General features: G+C 63.6%; 16 protein-coding genes. 7 read left to right on the top strand and 9 right to left on the bottom strand.

The window, feature by feature from the left end; all coding sequences use genetic code 11:
* Positions 1-151 precede the first annotated feature (151 nt).
* Positions 152-2,002, top strand: a complete 1,851-nt coding sequence (locus JQ609_RS03015) for an acetyl-CoA hydrolase/transferase C-terminal domain-containing protein (protein WP_212271954.1) — start codon at positions 152-154, stop codon at positions 2,000-2,002.
* A gap of 149 nt (positions 2,003-2,151) precedes the next feature.
* Here JQ609_RS03015 and JQ609_RS03020 read toward each other — a convergent pair whose 3' ends face one another.
* A complete protein-coding gene (locus JQ609_RS03020) occupies positions 2,152-2,931 on the bottom strand; it encodes an enoyl-CoA hydratase (RefSeq protein WP_192737398.1) in 780 nt (259 codons plus the stop codon).
* Between the two features lie 143 nt (positions 2,932-3,074).
* Positions 3,075-3,707 carry a hypothetical protein gene (locus JQ609_RS03025; protein ID WP_249119640.1) on the bottom strand — a complete coding sequence of 211 codons (633 nt, stop codon included), beginning with the start codon at positions 3,705-3,707 and terminating at the stop codon, positions 3,075-3,077.
* A 307-nt stretch (positions 3,708-4,014) separates the two neighbouring features.
* Between JQ609_RS03025 and JQ609_RS03030 the strand changes: the two genes are divergently transcribed.
* A complete protein-coding gene (locus tag JQ609_RS03030; RefSeq protein WP_212271955.1) occupies positions 4,015-4,560 on the top strand; it encodes a sigma-70 family RNA polymerase sigma factor in 546 nt (181 codons plus the stop codon).
* A gap of 2 nt (positions 4,561-4,562) precedes the next feature.
* Positions 4,563-5,201, top strand: coding sequence for an NrsF family protein (locus tag JQ609_RS03035; protein WP_212205310.1), 639 nt, complete (start codon positions 4,563-4,565; stop codon positions 5,199-5,201).
* Positions 5,202-5,248: 47 nt separating this feature from the next.
* Here the strand turns inward: JQ609_RS03035 and JQ609_RS03040 are convergent, their stop codons facing one another.
* Together JQ609_RS03040 and JQ609_RS03045 are read right to left on the bottom strand one after the other, a co-directional pair.
* On the bottom strand, positions 5,249-6,355 hold the full coding sequence (locus JQ609_RS03040) for a DUF2336 domain-containing protein (protein ID WP_212271956.1): 1,107 nt from the start codon (positions 6,353-6,355) through the stop codon (positions 5,249-5,251).
* A gap of 68 nt (positions 6,356-6,423) precedes the next feature.
* A complete protein-coding gene (locus JQ609_RS03045) occupies positions 6,424-7,566 on the bottom strand; it encodes a GGDEF domain-containing protein (protein WP_212271957.1) in 1,143 nt (380 codons plus the stop codon).
* A 416-nt stretch (positions 7,567-7,982) separates the two neighbouring features.
* On the opposite strand from JQ609_RS03045, the gene JQ609_RS03050 reads away from it, so the two are divergent.
* From JQ609_RS03050 to JQ609_RS03060, 3 genes are read left to right on the top strand one after another with little or no spacing between them, the layout of a single operon-like run.
* Positions 7,983-8,552, top strand: a complete 570-nt coding sequence (locus JQ609_RS03050; RefSeq protein WP_212205314.1) for a sigma-70 family RNA polymerase sigma factor — start codon at positions 7,983-7,985, stop codon at positions 8,550-8,552.
* Positions 8,549-9,256 carry a hypothetical protein gene (locus JQ609_RS03055; protein WP_212205316.1) on the top strand — a complete coding sequence of 236 codons (708 nt, stop codon included), beginning with the start codon at positions 8,549-8,551 and terminating at the stop codon, positions 9,254-9,256. Before JQ609_RS03050 ends, JQ609_RS03055 begins: the two co-directional genes overlap by 4 nt.
* A 31-nt stretch (positions 9,257-9,287) precedes the next feature.
* Positions 9,288-11,150, top strand: a complete 1,863-nt coding sequence (locus JQ609_RS03060) for a S8 family serine peptidase (protein ID WP_409411158.1) — start codon at positions 9,288-9,290, stop codon at positions 11,148-11,150.
* Here JQ609_RS03060 and JQ609_RS03065 read toward each other — a convergent pair.
* The gene (locus JQ609_RS03065; protein WP_212271958.1) at positions 11,140-11,475 is read right to left on the bottom strand and encodes a hypothetical protein; all 336 of its coding nucleotides are present in this window, start codon (positions 11,473-11,475) and stop codon (positions 11,140-11,142) included. The genes JQ609_RS03060 and JQ609_RS03065 overlap by 11 nt on opposite strands.
* 139 nt (positions 11,476-11,614) lie before the next feature.
* Between JQ609_RS03065 and JQ609_RS03070 the strand changes: the two genes are divergently transcribed.
* Positions 11,615-12,109 carry a TIGR03809 family protein gene (locus tag JQ609_RS03070; RefSeq protein ID WP_212271959.1) on the top strand — a complete coding sequence of 165 codons (495 nt, stop codon included), beginning with the start codon at positions 11,615-11,617 and terminating at the stop codon, positions 12,107-12,109.
* Between the two features lie 86 nt (positions 12,110-12,195).
* Here JQ609_RS03070 and JQ609_RS03075 read toward each other — a convergent pair whose 3' ends face one another.
* From JQ609_RS03075 to JQ609_RS03090, 4 genes are all read right to left on the bottom strand, one after another.
* Positions 12,196-13,566: a TIGR03808 family TAT-translocated repetitive protein gene (locus tag JQ609_RS03075; protein WP_212271960.1), complete on the bottom strand. Its 1,371-nt coding sequence runs from the start codon at positions 13,564-13,566 to the stop codon at positions 12,196-12,198.
* A 227-nt stretch (positions 13,567-13,793) separates the two neighbouring features.
* A complete protein-coding gene (locus JQ609_RS03080) occupies positions 13,794-14,447 on the bottom strand; it encodes a pyroglutamyl-peptidase I (protein ID WP_212271961.1) in 654 nt (217 codons plus the stop codon).
* A complete protein-coding gene (gene meaB, locus JQ609_RS03085) occupies positions 14,444-15,433 on the bottom strand; it encodes a methylmalonyl Co-A mutase-associated GTPase MeaB (RefSeq protein ID WP_212271962.1) in 990 nt (329 codons plus the stop codon). Before meaB ends, JQ609_RS03080 begins: the two co-directional genes overlap by 4 nt.
* A gap of 51 nt (positions 15,434-15,484) precedes the next feature.
* Complete coding sequence (locus JQ609_RS03090) at positions 15,485-16,993, bottom strand: tripartite tricarboxylate transporter permease (RefSeq protein ID WP_212271963.1); 1,509 nt, start codon at positions 16,991-16,993, stop codon at positions 15,485-15,487.
* Between the last annotated feature and the right edge of the window lies 1 nt (position 16,994).

Below are 16,994 nucleotides of genomic sequence, written 5' to 3' on the forward strand. Positions count from 1 at the left end.
AACGGTCGCGCGACATCATCACAGGAATTCGGCGCTCGGCTGTTGCAGGTTCGTCACAGACGAAGTTCGGTAACAAATGCGTTATAGCTCGGAGCAGCCGGCGTCCTATTCCAGGGCTGTCGGCGTTTCATGACGCCGGATCCGCATTTTGATGCCGAAACTGTTTTCCGACCCCGAAGCGATCGCGGAAGATATCATCCGCGATGTCGGAACCAACCTCGTGGTCGGATTGCCGCTCGGGCTCGGCAAGGCCAACCACATCATCAATGCGCTCTATGCGCGTGCCGTCGCCGACCGCTCGATCAGCCTGACCTTGTTTTCCGCGTTGACACTGGAAAAGCCGAGGCCGGGCAGCCTGCTTGAAAAGCGCTTCATTGGTCCCGTCATCGACCGGCTGTTCGGCGGCTATCCCGATTTGACCTACGCCGCCGCGCTGCATGCCGGCGCGCTGCCGCCCAACATCCAGGTAATTGAATTTTTCTTCCTCGCCGGAAAGTGGCTGCATGTACCGTATCCGCAGCAGCATTACATTTCTGCAAACTACACGCATGCCGCGTCCTATCTGCTGGCGCGCGGGCTCAATGTCGTCACCCAATTGATAGCGAAGCGCGTGGAGGGTGGCGTCGCGCGCTACAGCCTGAGCTGCAACACCGACACCACGCTCGACATTTTGCGCGCCCGCGCCGAGGGCCGGGCGTCGTTCAGGCTGGTGGGCCAAGTCAATTCCGAACTGCCGTTCATGCCCGGCGCCGGCGATCTCGCGGGCGACGAATTCAGCGCGGTGCTCGACAGCCCCGAGACGGACTTCCCGCTGTTCGCGCCGCCGGCCGAGCCGATCAGCGACACCAAATATGCCATCGGCCTGCATGCAGCTAGCCTCGTGCCCGATGGCGGCACGCTGCAGATCGGCATCGGTCAGGTCGGCGATGCACTGGCGCAGGGCCTGATCGTTCGTCACCGCGACAATGCGCAATTCCACGCCGTGATGAAGCGGCTCGCGCCGGAACAAGCGGCGCCGCAGGGCGGACCGTTCGAGAAGGGGCTGTACGGTGTTAGCGAAATGCTGTTCGAGGCGTTTCTCGGCCTGATCGACGCCGGCGTACTCAAGCGCGAAGTCGATGGCGTGACGCTGCACGGCGCGTTTTTCCTCGGGCCGAAAGCGTTTTATCGCACGCTGCGCGAAATGCCGGCGGAACAGATCGCGCGCATCCAGATGATGCCGGTGTCGTTCACCAACCAGCTTTATGGCGACGAGAAAATCAAACGCCGCGCGCGCATCGATGCCCGTTTCGTCAACAATGCGATGATGGCAACCCTGATGGGCGCTGCGATTTCCGACGGCCTCGAAAACGGTCAGGTCGTGAGCGGTGTTGGGGGGCAGTATAATTTCGTGGCGCAGGCGTTCGCATTGCAGGGCGCGCGATCCGTCCTGGCTCTGGAATCGACCCGGCAGGCCGGTGCTAAGGCGAAATCCAACATCCTCTGGAACTACGGCCATCAGACCATTCCGCGGCATCTGCGCGATGTCTTCGTCACCGAATATGGCGTCGCCGACGTCAGAGGAAAATCCGATGCCGAAACCATCGCTGCGATGCTTGCCGTGACCGACTCCCGCTTCCAGGCCGAACTCGCAAAGGTCGCCAAGGATGCCGGCAAGCTGCCGAAGGATTTTGAAATTCCGCCCGCGCATCGCCGGAATTTTCCGGAAGCAATCGCGGCAGCGTTGAAGCCCGCGCGCGAGGCGGGCCTGCTGCCGTCGTTCCCGTTCGGCAGCGATTTTACGGAGACCGAACAGCGGCTGATCCCGGCCTTGCAATTGTTGCGGGAAGCGCAGCGCACGCCGCTGCGGTTACCCGGGCTGCTCTGGCAGGGAATGACGCAGCCGCCCGACACCGCGCGTCTCGAATGCCTGGCTCGACTAGGCCTCGACCGCCCGACGACATTTGTCGAGCGGGCCTATCGCGCGCTGGTGAATGCGGCGCTGGCAAGGAGCCACGAATAATCTCTACGTCGTCCCGGCCTTGAGCCGGGACCCATAACCACCGATGCTGATTATTGTGCCTGGCTGTAGCTCCAGCCTTCGCAAAACACACGACAGTGGCTATGGGTCCCGGCTCAAGGCCGGGACGACATAGGAGAGACCTCGCGCTCCTATCGGTTCTTGTTCACCGGCTTGCGCTTCTCGATGAACGCGGCCATGCCTTCGGAGCGGTCTTCCAGCGCAAAGGTCGAGTGGAACAGATTGCGCTCGACGTTCATGCCTTCCGACAGCGGCGTCTCGAACGCCCGGTTGATGGCTTCCTTGGCCATCGCGGCGGCCGGGCGCGACATCGAGGCGATTTTTTCCGCCGCTGCCAGCGCTTCGTCCATCAGGCTGGAAGCCGGCACGACGCGGCTGACCAGGCCCGAACGCTCGGCTTCCGCGGCGTCCATCATCCGTCCCGTAAGACAGAGATCCATCGCCTTGGACTTGCCGATCGCGCGCGTCAGCCGTTGGGTCCCGCCGATGCCGGGGATGGTGCCGAGCGTGATTTCCGGCTGGCCGAATTTGGCGGTGTCGGAGGCAATGATGATATCGCACATCATCGCAAGTTCGCAGCCGCCGCCGAGTGCATAGCCGCTGACAGCCGCGATCGTCGGCTTGCGGCAGGTGGCGATGCGGTCGCCACCGATGGCGGCGAAATCGCTGGAGAACATGTCGATGAAGGTTTTTGGCTGCATTTCCTTGATGTCGGCGCCTGCCGCAAAGGCCTTTTCGCTGCCGGTCACCAGTATGCATCCAATCGCGTCGTCGGCTTCGAGGTCGTCGACGGCGGCGGCGATCTCGCGGAACACGCCGAACGACAGCGCGTTGAGCATTTTCGGTCGGTTCAGCGTGATAATGCCAACCGCGCCTTTGCTTTCGACAATGATGTGTTCGAATGTAGCCATGGTTCACCCCGGTGCCTGATTTGGCGGGCAATGTGCCCGCTGGCGGCCAAGGCTTCAAGTAGGCTGGGCTTCAAGTAGGCTGGGCTTCAAGTGGGCTGAAGAGGCGGCCCGGACGCATTTCGCCGCGTCCGGTGCCGAATACCTCACGCCATGAACATGCGCGCCGCCGAGGCCATCGTCAGCAATGCGCCAAAGGCGATGAAGATTTTCCCGATCAACGAGGTCTGATCCCAGGTCGAACTGTCATGGCTGGAAGCCAGAACCGGCGCCGCGGGGGTGGGCTTGGCAGCGGCCATCGCGACGGTCTGCGTGGCCGGGTTCTGCTGCAGGGCGCGATCGACATCATTGAGTTGATCGGATGAGACCACGGCGTCGGTGGTGGACTGCGCTTCCCCCGGCTTGTCGGCTGACGCCAGCAGGATGTGGGCCTTTGCCGTCATCGCCTGGGCGCTGCCGGCGGGGAAATCGGCGGAAGCCAGTTGCGCATTGGCGTTGGCGACCGACGCCGGGATCGTGAGCGCGCTGTTGGTCGAGGCGTCGCCGACGTCCTTCCTGGTCTCGGCAGGTTTCGACGCGATCTTGCCCGACCGACGCGTGTAACGTTTCCAGTGGCGGGTGCTCGGCCGGACGGACTTTCCAGACGTCGCGCTATCCGATTTCGACGTCGTAGCCGCGAGGGCCGTATTGGTGGCCGTTATCGGCGTCGGCCCCGCGAAATATACGAAGAGTCCTGTTGCAACAATCAAGGCCGAGCGCCCGCTGGCTTTGACGATCATGTGGCAATCTCCCCATTTGCCCCGCCCCCAGGGCGAAATGAGACCCCGCCCCGTGTCCACAGCGGGGCAAAAAAAGGGAATCTTCGGGCAAGAACGGCAAAAGCAGGGCAGCCGCGTTGCGGCAGCCGGCGCGAGTGCGAGCCGGGCCGATCGATGGTATGAGCCAGCCGGCAAGGAACCGGCTGTCCGATTCCCGAATGAGGATGCGCGAAGAAATACGCTGGGGCATGTCGATCACGACTTCGTGATCGTGTCGCCCCGACGTAACAAATTGAAAAAGCGACCGAATTGCAAGGTGGGAGCGCGCGTGCGCGAACGTGAGGACGAATGGACCGGCCTGATGCGGTCGGCCATTTCAGGCGACAGTACGGCGTATCATCGCCTGCTCAAGGCCGTCACGCCGGTGCTCCGGGCCGCGGCGCGCCGCGGGCTCGCGCGTGCAGGGCAACCGGTCGATCAGTCCGAGGACATCGTGCAGGACATTTTGCTGGCGGTGCATTTGAAGCGGCACACCTGGGACGTCAGCGCCCCGTTTGCCCCATGGCTGTTTGCGATCGCCCGCAACAAGCTGATCGACGCGCTGCGGCGCCGGGGGCGGCGGGTGTTCGTCAACATCGACGATTTCGCCGAGGTGCTCTCGGGCGAGGCCCCGGTTGAGACGGCGTCGGCAGGCGAGGTCGCCGCCCAGTTGGCGTCGCTGCCGGCGCGCCAGCGCGACGTCCTGCAGTCGATCGCCGTCGAGAGTGCGTCGATCAAGGATACCGCGGCCAAACTGGCGATGAGCGAGGGTGCGGTGCGGGTCGCGCTGCATCGGGGGCTTGCCAGCCTGACCGCGAAGTTACGGGAACAATGAGAATGGATACCGATCAGCTCATCAAAACCCTGGCGGCCGACAACGCGCATCGCGCGCGGCCGGTCGGATTTGCGCTGATGCTGGCGCTGCTGGCGGCGGCTCCCGTCTCGCTTTTGATGTTCTTCACCGAGCTTGGCATCCGGCCCGACGTGATGACCGCGATGCGCAATCCGTTCTTCGACCTGAAATTCGCGGTGACGCTGGCATTGGCGGCTGCGGCCATCGCCGTCAGCCTGCATCTGTCGCGGCCGGAAGCCTCACTGCGCGGCTTCGGCTGGCTGCTGTTGATTCCGGCCGGGCTTCTGACCGCAGGCATCGGCGGCGAGATGATGATGCCGCAGCGGCTGCCGATGATGACGCGGCTGATGGGCAACAATTCGCGGATGTGCATGACGGCGATCCCGCTGCTGTCATTGCCGATCCTGGCAGGCGCGCTGATTGGCCTGCGTCACGGCGCGCCGGCGCGGCCTGCTGTGGCCGGCGCCATCGCCGGAATGTTGTCGGCGGGATTGGCTGCGACCCTCTACGCGTCGCATTGCACCGATGATTCACCACTGTTCGTCGCGACCTGGTACACGCTCTCGACTGCGTTGGTCACGGCGATCGGCGCGCTCGCCGGATCGAAACTGCTCAGGTTCTGATGCTTTTGTCGTCTCGGCGTTCGCCGGGACAACGCGAACTTTGTGGCTCACTTCGCGGGCGCGTTTTGCTGCATGCGGTGGAAGCGCAGCACCTGCTGGGCAGTCGATGGCCGCAGCCGCTCATAGGTGTCCTTGCACGCCGCGATGTCGGTCGGCTCGCCACCCGACAACTCGTCGCGCATGTTGATGATCGCCCGGACGGTGGACCATGACAGGCTCGCCACCTTCGCCAGGATCATCACGCCTTCGGCGCGGGTTTCGATCATCATGTTCTCGGCGATCGCCACCGGCACGTTGGCCAATGCCGCGATGGAGGCGTTGGCTTCGTCGAATTTACCGGCCTCGGCAAATGACGCCACCTGGAATTCGTCGAGCCGGCCGTCCTGGTACAGCGATTTGACCAGCGCGTGGGCAATCTCGGTGTTTCTGGTGATCGCAGACGATGCGGAGCGCGCGCGCCGCGTCGCCTCCTTGACGGCGGTCGGCACCTGCGCCGCCATTTGCGGGTTGGCCGCCTCCAGCCGCTGCCGGACCGCGTCGGAGGCCTTGGCCAGCAGCTTCAAATACAGATGTCGCGGAATCGTCGGACGCAGGCCGACGCAGGTCGCGAGATTGTCGTATCCCTCGGCGCGGTTGACCAGCTGCGTGAAGCCGCGCTCGGTGAATTCGGCGCCCGGATTGTTGACGGTGCTCTGGACCACCGCATCATTGCCGCGCTGGACCAGCACGTCGGTGACCGCGCCGCTCAACACTTTTCGTGTCGAGATCGCCATCAAATGCGCCTGGCTTTTGCTGCGCGCATTCTCGATCAGGGTCTCGTCGTCGAGCCGCGCCGATTGCGACAGCACGGGTCCGGCAACCTCGATCACGTCGTCGAACGCCAATGCCCGGATCGTCAGCGGCGGCGCGGTGTCGACCGGCGCGAGGCGGTTGGCCAGCAATGTCTTGGCTGAGGTCTCGATGTGATCGATCAGGCACCGGAAGACATCGTCGAACAGCCCGACCTGTTCGTCCGAAAAGTCCACTGCGCCGTTGATGAAAAGGTCGGTCACCCGGCGCAAGGTTTCGACCCGGCGGGCGACAGTCCCGTGCGCGAGCGTGGTCTGCAGTTCGTCGAGCAGGCTCATGGGGGCGATAGCGGACTTCGAACTCATATGACTCTATCCTGGAGCAAAAGCCCGGCGATGGATTCTCCGTCGCCGGAACAACTGAAATGGCCGGTTCAGGCGCTGGCGATGCGGTTGCGTCCCTGTGCCTTGGCTGCGTAAAGCGCGCTGTCGGCGCGGGCGAGAAACAGGTCCGGGGTTTCCTCCGGCTTCAGCGTCGCGACGCCTCCGGAAATGGTCACGTTCATGTCGGGCGAGAATGCGCTCCAGTCGAGCTCCGCAATGATCCCGCGCAGCCGGTCGAGTGCACGCACGGCATTGTCGGTGCTCATGCCGGGCAGCACCAGCAGGAATTCCTCGCCGCCGTAGCGGCCAAAGCGGTCGATGCCACGGATGTTGGCGAACATGGTGATGGCGAAAGTCCGCAGCACCTCGTCGCCGGTCGGATGACCAAAGGCGTCGTTGATGCGCTTGAACCAGTCGAGATCGATCAATGCGATCGAGCAGGGTGCGTCATTGCGGCCGGCGCGGGCGATCTCTTCATCCAGCATCCGCATGATGCAGCGGCGGTTATACGATCCCGTGAGTTCGTCGAGTTCGGCGAGCTCCTCGATCCGTTTGTAGGCTTCCTTGAGTTTCAGCCCGCTCTGATACAGCGATTGCTTCAGCGAGCTGGAGAAGATGCCTAAGAACATGCAGCGTCCGATGGTCAGGACGAACACCAGCAAGGTGGCAAAGCGCTCGAGGTGACTGCCATGCGGCATCGAGATCGGCTTGTCGGTCAACAGGAACAGCCCGGCGAGGCCGATCGTCATCGCCGTCCAGATCATCATGGTCTGCGCAGGGATCGAGCGCAGCGAACTGAAGCTGAACACGATGAACAGGGTGCAGAGGAACATGCCGCCGACTTCGGGCGCCAGATAGGTGAACGCCAGGGCAATCAGCATGCAGATGGTCGCCTGCGGGGCGACCAGATAATGATCCTTGAAGCGCTCGTTGAACCCGAATTCCGAAAGGATGAGGCTGAAAATCACCAGGGTCAGGCCGGAAGCGGCATAGGCCGGGGCGATCATGAGGGGCGTCGAACCGGCTTGCGCATACAGCAGCAAGACCCCGGCGTCGATGATGTAGCTGGCCCCGATCATGATCAGGATCTGGCGACGCTGCTTGGCGCGCCGGGCAAGCGCCTTCGCCGCCGGCTGGGGACCGACGCCATCCAGATCGGCCGGATTCACGAATGAGGAGGCCGCGGTGCCCATGGACTCGCCGTTGATGGAACTCGGCAAAAATCTAAGTGGGAAAGCCTTTAGGTTTGGTATCTTTTGGAACCGAATCTGGTCCGTTAAAACACCTCCATTGTCCTGTTTCGCAACGGAAATTTGGCGGATTCGGGCGGCCGCGACCGTTGCGTGGCAGCTCAACTTGTACGCAGATGCTGCCTTGCGGACCGAGCCTTGGTAAGGTCGCAACGGGTGGTGCAACCTCTAGGAAAGCAATTCCGTATTATGGTACCAATTCCGGGCCTTCGTTCGTTCTCGTCGGCATCTCGGCCGTCCGGCGATCCTCTGTGGGGTAGATCACACATGCAGTCCGGTCATTGCCGTAATGTGAAGAATCTTGCCTCGGCCATCGAACCCTCCGCCATCTCCCCCCGACCAACCTTGCGAGACGGCAATTGAGTGCGGCACAGGCGGCTTCAGACGAAATTCTGATCGCTCGGATCGCTCAAGGCGACCGGCTCGCCATGCAGGTGCTTTACGGAAGGCACCATGTCAGGGTGTTCCGTTTCGGGCTTCGGCTCGTCAGGGACGAACAGGTTGCGGAAGACCTCATCAGTGAGGTGTTTCTCGATGTGTGGCGCCAGGCTGGCAAGTTCGAAGGCCGATCCGCTGTTACCACCTGGCTGCTGGCGATTACGCGGTTCAAGGCCCTGTCGGCACTTAGGCGCCGGAAGGATGTTGGACTGGACGATGAGACCGCGAACGCGATCGAGGATACGTCCGATGATCCGGAAGTGGTGGTTCAGAAGAAAGATACCAGTGATGCGTTGCGCAAGTGCCTGACATCACTTTCGCCTGAGCATCGGGAGATCGTCGATCTCGTCTACTACCACGAGAAGTCCGTGGAAGAGGTGGCCGAAATCGTCGGAATTCCGGAAAACACCGTCAAGACGCGTCTGTTTTATGCGCGCAAGAAATTGGCCGAACTGCTCAAGGCAGCCGGCATTGAGCGAGGTTGGCCATGATGGCGATGAGCAAGAAAATGCTGGATCAAGAGCCCGGCGAAATCGAGATGCTGCTGCCATTCCATGCGGCCGGCACGTTGAACGCGCGCGATGCGCGTCGCGTCGATGAGGCGCTCGCCGGCGATCCCGACCTGGCCCGGCAATATGCCGTGATCCAGGAAGAATATGCCGAGACCATTCATCTCAACGAAAGCCTGGGTGCGCCGTCCGCGCGCGCCATGCAGAAGCTGTTCGCGGCGATCGACGGCGAGCCCGAGCGCAAGCCGTCGGTGTCGATCAATCTCTCGACGCGGATCGCGGAATTCTTCACAAAGCTTTCGCCGCGGACGCTGGCCTGGTCGGCGAGCCTCGGCGCTGTTGCGCTGCTGTTGCAGGCCGGGGTGATCGGCGCGGTGCTGATGAAGAACCAGACTGCTTCCTTTCAAACGGCTTCGCTGAGCCTGAATCAGACGGCGGCGCCCCTTACCCGCGAACTTGGTGCCGCGGTGCCACCGCGCGCGCTGGTGCGGTTTAACCCTGACGCGCGCATCGCCGACATCAACGCGCTCCTGGACAATTATCAGGCTTCGATCGTCGATGGCGCCAAGGGCGGCATGTTCCGGCTGCAGTTCGGCAACCGGGCGCTGGGCAAGGATGAAGTCACGAACCTGATGAACAAGTTGCAAGGTGAGAAGATCGTCAATCTTGCGGTGCCGACGCCGTAAGGCGTCGGTCGCCTGACCAAGCCGAGGTCCCATGGTCGATGCTCGCGTGAATTGGCGGATAAGGGCGCAGCGCGCGGCATGGGCTTTGTCGGCGATGGCGCTGCCGCTTGTGCTGTTCGGCGGTTCGGTCGCCGACGCGCAAGCCATCATGCGCACGCCGAGCCTGAACGTCAATTCCCGGGTGCCGACAATCAATCCGTCCGCAACGACCAGAATCAACCCAACCGTCGGGGCGCGGGTCAATCCGGCCATCACGGGCCGTCCCGTCATCACGAACCGGCCAGTTATCACGAATCGCCCTGTCATTGTGAACCGGCCTGTCGTCACGACCCGGCCCGGTCCCGGGGTCATCGCGCGCGTTCCGCCGACCACGCACGGCGGAGGCGGGACGTTGGTAGGGCGGACACCGAACGGGCGTCCCGAGATTTCCCGTGTCGGTGTGGATCCGACGCTTCCGCTGCGTTTTTCACCCAACCTCTATCCGGTCTGCCAATACGCCAATCGCGGCCCTGACGGCGAATGCTTCGACCGCCCGGTCCTTTCGGTCGATGGCGGCGGCAGCGGCGGCTCGGCCAAGAAGGGCAATAACGCTCCGCGCAACAACGCGCCGCCGCAGGCGGCCGCGATCGACACGCGCGCGATCCCGAACGAACTGGTGGCCGAGATCGACAGTGCGCTATCGCCGGCGCAGGCCGACGAACTGGCCCGGCGTCACGGCCTCGAGCGGCTCTCCTCGCAGGAATTCCCGCTGATCGGCGGCACCATCGGCCTGTTCCGGATCATCGATCAGCGCCCGGTGGACGTCGTCCGCCGTGAGTTCGCCGCTGACAGCGCCGGCGGCGTGAAGTCGGTGCAGCTCAATTTCCGCTATATGCTGCAGGATCAGAAGCGCTCGATGAGCGAGGGCGACGCCGCGCAATACGCGGTCGCCCAGCTTCGGTTGCCACAGGCGCACAAGCTGGTCCGCGGCATGAACGTCACCATTGCGGTGATCGATTCAGGCGTTGACGTCAAACATCCCGAACTCGTCAATTCGGTTGCCGACAGTTTCGATGCGCTCGGCAGCAAGGAAGGCCCGCACGTCCACGGTACCGGCATTGCGGGCGCGATCGTGGCGCATGGCAAGCTGATGGGAAGCGCGCCGGAGGCGCGGCTATTGGCGATCCGTGCGTTCGGCAGCGGCGCAAATGGTGCTGAGAGCACTTCCTATGTGATCCTCAAGGGGCTGGACTATGCGGCCGAGCACGGTGCGCAGATCATCAACATGAGTTTTGCAGGACCGAAGGATCCCTTGATCGAGCGCGGCGTTGCCGCGACCGCTTCCAGGGGGATCCTGATGGTGGCCGCCGCCGGCAATGCCGGAGCCAAATCGCCGGCGCTCTATCCCGCCGCCAATCCGAACGTCATTGCGGTGAGCGGAACCGACTCGCAGGCAAAGCTGTTTGCGGCATCGAACCGCGGTGTCCATATCGCCATCGCAGCGCCCGGCGCGGATATCTTCCTGCCGGCGCCGGACGATAAATACCAGATCACCTCGGGTACCTCGTTTTCCGCCGCCTTTGTCAGCGGCGTTGCCGCCCTGATGCTGGAGCGCAATCCTGCGTTGAAGCCGAACGATCTGCGCGCGATCCTGACGAAGACCGCCCGCGACCTTGGCGCGCCCGGCCGTGACGATATGTTCGGGGCGGGCGAGGTCGATGCTTTCGCTGCCGTCACCGCCTCGACGGCCGCGCCTGCTGTACCGCTCGCTGCGGTTTCGGGGGCGCCGGGATCTCAGAAGGCGCCGGCTCCCGCCGATAACGCTTCCGTGAGCAGAGCGATGAACGACTCGGCGCCGTCGATGGCGTCCGAGAAATCGGCCGCAAACACCGTTAATCGCCCCGCTACGCGGTGATTTCGGCCGGCTCGCCCGAATAAAAAGTTAAAAAAATCGATCGGCCTTTTGAACGTCCCGCGAAGCTGCTGCGACTAATGAATGTGGGAGCGGTTATCCCTCCCCATCGGCTGTATTCGGCGCGAGCGCCCATCCACCCCAAGCGCCCATATGGCTTGACCCGTCCGGTTGTCCCCCCGGACGGGTCTTTTCTTTTCAACACCCCGTTTCTGAGCGAGAGCTCATCGACCCGCGTTGCCGTCCGTGAAATCACCGCGAGTCCGCGCAACGCGGCCATGCCGTCGAACGGCTTGACGGTCGATAGCGCGAGTAACCCTGCATTCATGCGGGTTTCTTGCACCGGGGCGTGTCCCGTAATGTCACGTACTGGACAATCAAGAAGTTTTCCACAGAATATCCCCACCACGTCCAGTTGATTCGCCTCTGTTGCGTCTGCGTCCGTTCTTCTCCTTACGGGCAGGTTTATGACACATCATGCAGACGTGGCACGTGGCCGCGATATCGTTGCGCGCTGGTGCAATCTTGCGGAGCAGCGGCTGGATTACCTCACCGAACTGTTCGAGACCGGGCGCTGGCGGCGCTTTCATACCGAAGACGCATTTCTCGAAAATATCCGGGAAGCCAAGGAAGCGGTCGAACTCTGGCGCAAACTGGAGACGCGCGAGGCCTCGCTCGATAACACCGCCGTCGATCTGTCCTGGCTCGGACGTCGCCACTCGACTGAACACAGGTTGCTGCGCGATCGGCTTCCGCCAGCGCCGCGGCCGCTGCGAGTCGATGCCGAATTACCAACCCGCGATGTCCCGGGCGATGTCCTGGTCGCGCTGGAAAGCGTGCTTGCCGATTCCGCCGAAGCGCCCTCGGTGCCCGACGCGCCGGCGTTGGACGATCTCTCACCACCGACGCTGGATCTTGACGCGATCAGGGATCGCTACCCGCTGCTGCGCAACGCGCTGTAGCGACATAGCGTTTTCAAGCGAAAGCCTGCCCCGGACTTGTCCGGGGTGGATACCGGTTCGCGTCAAGAAAACGCGTCAAACAAAGACTACCTGCGCACCGCATTTGTCCCGATCACCACCTGGGCGTAACGCTGGGCGCCTTCGGCGGACAGGTCGGTCGTGATGGCGCGGGCGTGGTCGAGGCCGACCACGGCGCCGCGCGGGGTTCCCGAAATCATGTTGTTGTTGACCAGCGCCGTGCCGGCGCCCGGCACGACAGACACGCCGACCCCGACAAAGGCCTTGCGGATCACATTGCCCGTGATGGCGACATCGCGCAGATATTTGCCCCAGCCGGCGATGATCCCGAAGGAGGGGGCGTTCTCAATCACATTGCCGGTCACAGAACTGTCCGCCTCGACATAAATGCCGATGCCCGCGTCATCGTCCGGAATGGTGCCGACCGGCCGCTTCGGCAACAGATTGCGGATGACGTTGCCCTGCACGACCGCGATGCGGCCGCCCTCGTTGAAATTGCAGACGGAGACGCCGACGGCGGCGCCGTCGACGGTGTTGTTGGCGATCACAGCACCTTCGAACGAGAATTCCGAATACAGCGCGACCTCGCGGACATCGCTGACGCTGTTATCCGTGATGTGGATGTTGGACGCCGAATTGCCGCGCACCGCCGAATAGTCGCAATTGCGGATGCGGTTGCCGCGCACGATCACGTTGCCGGCGCGGAAGGCGTTGATGGCGTTGCCGTACTGGCCGGAACCGCCGGGCCCGGCCTTGATGTCCTCGATACGGTTGTCCAGGACCAGCGTGCCGTCATCGCCGATCGCCGTCCGCAGGATTTCGATGCCGTTGTCGTTGGTGTCGATGATGGTGTTGCGCGAGACGATCAGGCCCTTTGCATCAAACGACACCACCGCCGTGGTCGCGATCCTGGTGAAGATGTTGCCGCTGATGTCGCCCGAGACCTGCTCGAGCCAGATGCCGTTGCCGCCGCTGGCGGTGATTTCGCAGTCGGTGATGCGGACATCGCGACCGCCCGCGCAATGGACAAGGCCACGCCGCGTCGGCAGCGGAATGGCGCCGCCGTCGAACGTGATGCCTGATAGCCCGATGCCGCCGGCGCCCTCGCTCTGCAGCATCGATGCGCCGCCACTGAAGACAAATTTGGTCGCGCCGCGCACACCGACCAGTTGCGAGCCGTTTTGCAGACGGAGCAGGCCGGTGCGGTAGACGCCCGGCGGCAGCGACAGCGGCACCTGCGCCCGCGCGGCTTCATCGATCGCGCGCTGCAATACCTTGGTTTGATCGTCGGGGTTGCCAGGACGCACGCCATATTGCGTGGCGTCGCGCCCGAACGTCGAGGCCGGCGGCGCCGCGCGCGCAGCGTCCGGCGACATCGCCAACGCGCCGGCAATGCCGGCGGCGGAAACGCCCATGAACTGGCGGCGTTTTGCGTCCATGATTCGATATCCTCGCGCAATGCAGGTCATGGCATTCGCAGGCCAAAGCTAGCGCGAAAATGGGCCGGCGCATGATGAACGCGAGGGCGGAACAGGGCCATTGTTGGGGGTAGGGTTAATCCTGGGTAGATCAGTCGTAGGCCGTAGGGCGGGCAAAGGCGCGCCAGCGCCGTGCCCACCATTTCTTACGCGAAACGAATGGTAGGCACGCTTACGCTTTGCCCGCCCTACGAATTCAGCACTGCCTGTCGCGCCAGCACCACCATCTCCAGCAGCATCGCCTCGCCCGCATCGACCAGTTCATCGAGCGTGATGCGTGCGTTGCCCTTGCGCCGCAATGCGCCGCCGCGTGCGAGCGGCGGGATATGCACGAACGACGCCAGGCGGAGATGGTCGTTGGTGGCGGCGGCCTCGATCGCGCGCCAGCTCAAATAATTGCAAAGATAACTCCCGGCATCGCGCGACGGCCGTGCGTCGATGCCGGTCGCCTGCGCGGCGTGCAGCAGCCGCAGCGTATGCGGGCCGAACCGCATCGCATCCGGGCCGAGCCCGATCGATCCCTTGCGGACGCGGGTTTGCGCCGCATCGGGCCACAGCAACGTGACGGCGTTGCGCGCGCGGGTCTCGATCCTGACATGCTTGGTGCGGCCCGCGAGGCCAAACATCAGTATTGCCTGCGGCCGGTGTTTTGCGAGCGCTTGCGGCAATTCGAGATCGACCGCTTTATAGGTCACGGGAAAGATGTGACTCGATACTTCCACGTCGGCGAAGGCCGGACGGCGCAGCCGCAACAGCCGCTCGACCAGCGCCTGCGTTGGATTATACGGCGCGCCCGGAAACGGACCGAAGCCGGTGACGAGAATGCGAAGCCTGTCGTTCACCGCAGCATCTCCGCGATCTGTTCGGCCGCAAGCGCCGGCGTGATGCGCCCGTCGGCGACCTCCGCCTCAGTCTTTTTCACCCGGGCGCGAATCGCGGGGTCGGCGCGCAGCCGCGCCATCATCCGTTGCTCCAGCATCGACCACATCCATTTCACCTGCTGCTCGCGCCGCCGGCCTGCGAATTCGCCCGAGGCATTCATGGCGGTGCGGTGATCGAGGATCTTCTGCCACAGCGTGTCCATGCCGGTGCCGGTCAGCGCCGAATAGGTCAGCACCGGCGGATGCCAGTGCTCCGAACGGGGCGTTAGAATATGCAGCGCGCCGCGATATTCTGCGGCGGCGAGATTGGCGCGCTTGATATTGTCGCCATCGGCCTTGTTGACCGCGATCATGTCGGCGAGTTCGACCAGGCCCTTCTTGATGCCCTGCAATTCGTCGCCGGCGCCGGGCAGCATCAGCGCCAGGAAGAAGTCGGTCATGTCGCAGACCGCGGTCTCGGACTGGCCGATGCCGACCGTCTCCACCAGCACCACGTCAAAGCCGGCCGCTTCGCACAACAACATCGCCTCGCGGGTTTTCGCGGCGACCCCGCCGAGCGTGCCTGACGCAGGCGAGGGCCGGATGAAGGCGTCGTCGGAGGCGGACAATCGCGCCATCCGCGTCTTGTCGCCGAGAATGGAGCCGCCGGTCCGCGCCGAGGACGGGTCCACCGCCAGCACCGCGACCTTGTGGCCGCCCTCGATTAGAAACATGCCGAGCGCATCGATGGTAGTTGACTTGCCGACCCCAGGGGAACCGGTGATGCCGACCCGCACCGCCTTGCCGGTGTCGGGCAGCAGCGCCTGCACCAGATCGCGCGCGGCGGCTTGATGGTCGCCGCGGCGGCTCTCGATCAGGGTGATCGCGCGCGCCAGCGCGGCGCGGCTGCCGGCACGCAGGTCCGTGGCGAGCTTGTCGATATCGGGGGGAGCAATCGGCCGGTTCATGCCTTGGTTTACAACGGCTGCGCGGTGCAGGCGAGGGGATCGTGTGGAGCGTCAGCGGGGCGCGGCGGCGGGCGAAGCCGCCTTGAGCCGTCGCCACCCCCAGATCAGCACCGGCCAAATCAACGCACCGATCGCCAAGGCGGCGAGGATCGCGGAAATCGGTCGCTCGAAGAACGGCAACACGCTGCCGTCGGACTTGATCAGCGAAGTCACGAAACTCTGCTCGATCATGGTGCCCATCACGATACCGAGCACCATGGCGGCGACCGGATAACCGTTGGCTTCCATGACGTAACCAATGATTCCGAAAGCCGCGACGGTCACGACGCCGAACATGTTGTTGCCGATGGCGAACGAACCGACCGCGCAGCACAGCATGATGAAGGGCATGACGGAGGAACGGGGGGCGCGCAACACGTAAGTCGCCAGACGGATCATGACGATGCCCAGCGGAATCATGATGATGTTGGCGATGATGAACATGAGATAAATCGCATACATGCTCGACGCCTTCTCGGTGAACAGCGTCGGGCCGGGGTTCAATCCCTTCATGTAGAGCACGCCGATGGCGATGGCCGCGATGGTGTCGCCGGGAATGCCGAACAGCAGCGACGGCACCCAACCCGACGCGATGCTGGCGTTGTTGCTGGCGCCGGCTTCGACCAAGCCCTCAACGTGGCCTGTTCCGAACTTCTCGGGCTCCTTCGAGAAGCGCTTGGACATCGCGTAGCTGACCCACGCGGCCATGTCGGCACCGGCGCCCGGCAGCACCCCGATGATGATGCCGATGATGTTCCCGCGTGTCATCTGCCAGCGATACTTCCTGGTGAGCCTCCACTGGCCCGCCATGATGCTTCCGAACTTGCGCTTTGGGATTGGCGGCGGTTCCGGCGTCAGCATGGCACGCATGACTTGCGCCACGGCAAATACCCCAACCAGTGCCGGGATCGGCTCGATGCCGCCGAACAGATTGGTCATTCCAAACGTGAAGCGAGGCACGCCGCCGGGATTTTCGATCCCGATGCAGGCGACAAGCAGACCGATGAACATGCCCGCGATGGCCTTTACGGGCGAAGAGCGCGCGACCAGCGTCGCGCACATCAGGCCCAGGAATGCGAGCCAGAAGTATTCGAAGGTCGAGAACGACAGCGCGATCTCGGCAAGCGGCGGCGCGAGGATCATCAGCGAGAGCGTGCCCGCGATACCGCCAACGGCGGAGAACCATACGCCGGCGCCAAGCGCCAGTTCGGCTTCTCCCTTGCGGGTCATGGCATAGGCTTCGTCCGCGTACGCTGCCGAGGCGGGAGTACCCGGAATGCGAAGCAACGCGCCGGGGATGTCGCCGGAGAAGATCGCCATCGTGGACGCCGCCACGATGGTCGCAATCGCGGCGATCGGTGACAAATAGAACGTAACCGGGACCAGCAGGGCGGTCGCCATCGTCGCGGACAGGCCGGGTAGCGACCCGATGACAAGGCCATAGACCGATGCCGCAAGCATCGCGATGATGACTTCCCAGGTGGAAATGAGTGCGAACGCTTCAATCAGGGTGTTAAGCATG

This window comes from Bradyrhizobium sp. AUGA SZCCT0169 (assembly GCF_018130085.1).
Taxonomy (GTDB): domain Bacteria; phylum Pseudomonadota; class Alphaproteobacteria; order Rhizobiales; family Xanthobacteraceae; genus Bradyrhizobium.

Coding starts and splice junctions, on each gene's coding strand:
- JQ609_RS03015 (WP_212271954.1), top strand. CDS start 152: ATGCCGAAACTGTTTTCCGACCCCGAAGCGATCGCGGAAGATATCATC.
- JQ609_RS03020 (WP_192737398.1), bottom strand. CDS start 2,931: ATGGCTACATTCGAACACATCATTGTCGAAAGCAAAGGCGCGGTTGGC.
- JQ609_RS03025 (WP_249119640.1), bottom strand. CDS start 3,707: ATGATCGTCAAAGCCAGCGGGCGCTCGGCCTTGATTGTTGCAACAGGA.
- JQ609_RS03035 (WP_212205310.1), top strand. CDS start 4,563: ATGGATACCGATCAGCTCATCAAAACCCTGGCGGCCGACAACGCGCAT.
- JQ609_RS03040 (WP_212271956.1), bottom strand. CDS start 6,355: ATGAGTTCGAAGTCCGCTATCGCCCCCATGAGCCTGCTCGACGAACTG.
- JQ609_RS03045 (WP_212271957.1), bottom strand. CDS start 7,566: ATGGGCACCGCGGCCTCCTCATTCGTGAATCCGGCCGATCTGGATGGC.
- JQ609_RS03055 (WP_212205316.1), top strand. CDS start 8,549: ATGATGGCGATGAGCAAGAAAATGCTGGATCAAGAGCCCGGCGAAATC.
- JQ609_RS03060 (WP_409411158.1), top strand. CDS start 9,288: ATGGTCGATGCTCGCGTGAATTGGCGGATAAGGGCGCAGCGCGCGGCA.
- JQ609_RS03065 (WP_212271958.1), bottom strand. CDS start 11,475: ATGAATGCAGGGTTACTCGCGCTATCGACCGTCAAGCCGTTCGACGGC.
- JQ609_RS03070 (WP_212271959.1), top strand. CDS start 11,615: ATGACACATCATGCAGACGTGGCACGTGGCCGCGATATCGTTGCGCGC.
- JQ609_RS03075 (WP_212271960.1), bottom strand. CDS start 13,566: ATGGACGCAAAACGCCGCCAGTTCATGGGCGTTTCCGCCGCCGGCATT.
- meaB (WP_212271962.1), bottom strand. CDS start 15,433: ATGAACCGGCCGATTGCTCCCCCCGATATCGACAAGCTCGCCACGGAC.
- JQ609_RS03090 (WP_212271963.1), bottom strand. CDS start 16,993: ATGCTTAACACCCTGATTGAAGCGTTCGCACTCATTTCCACCTGGGAA.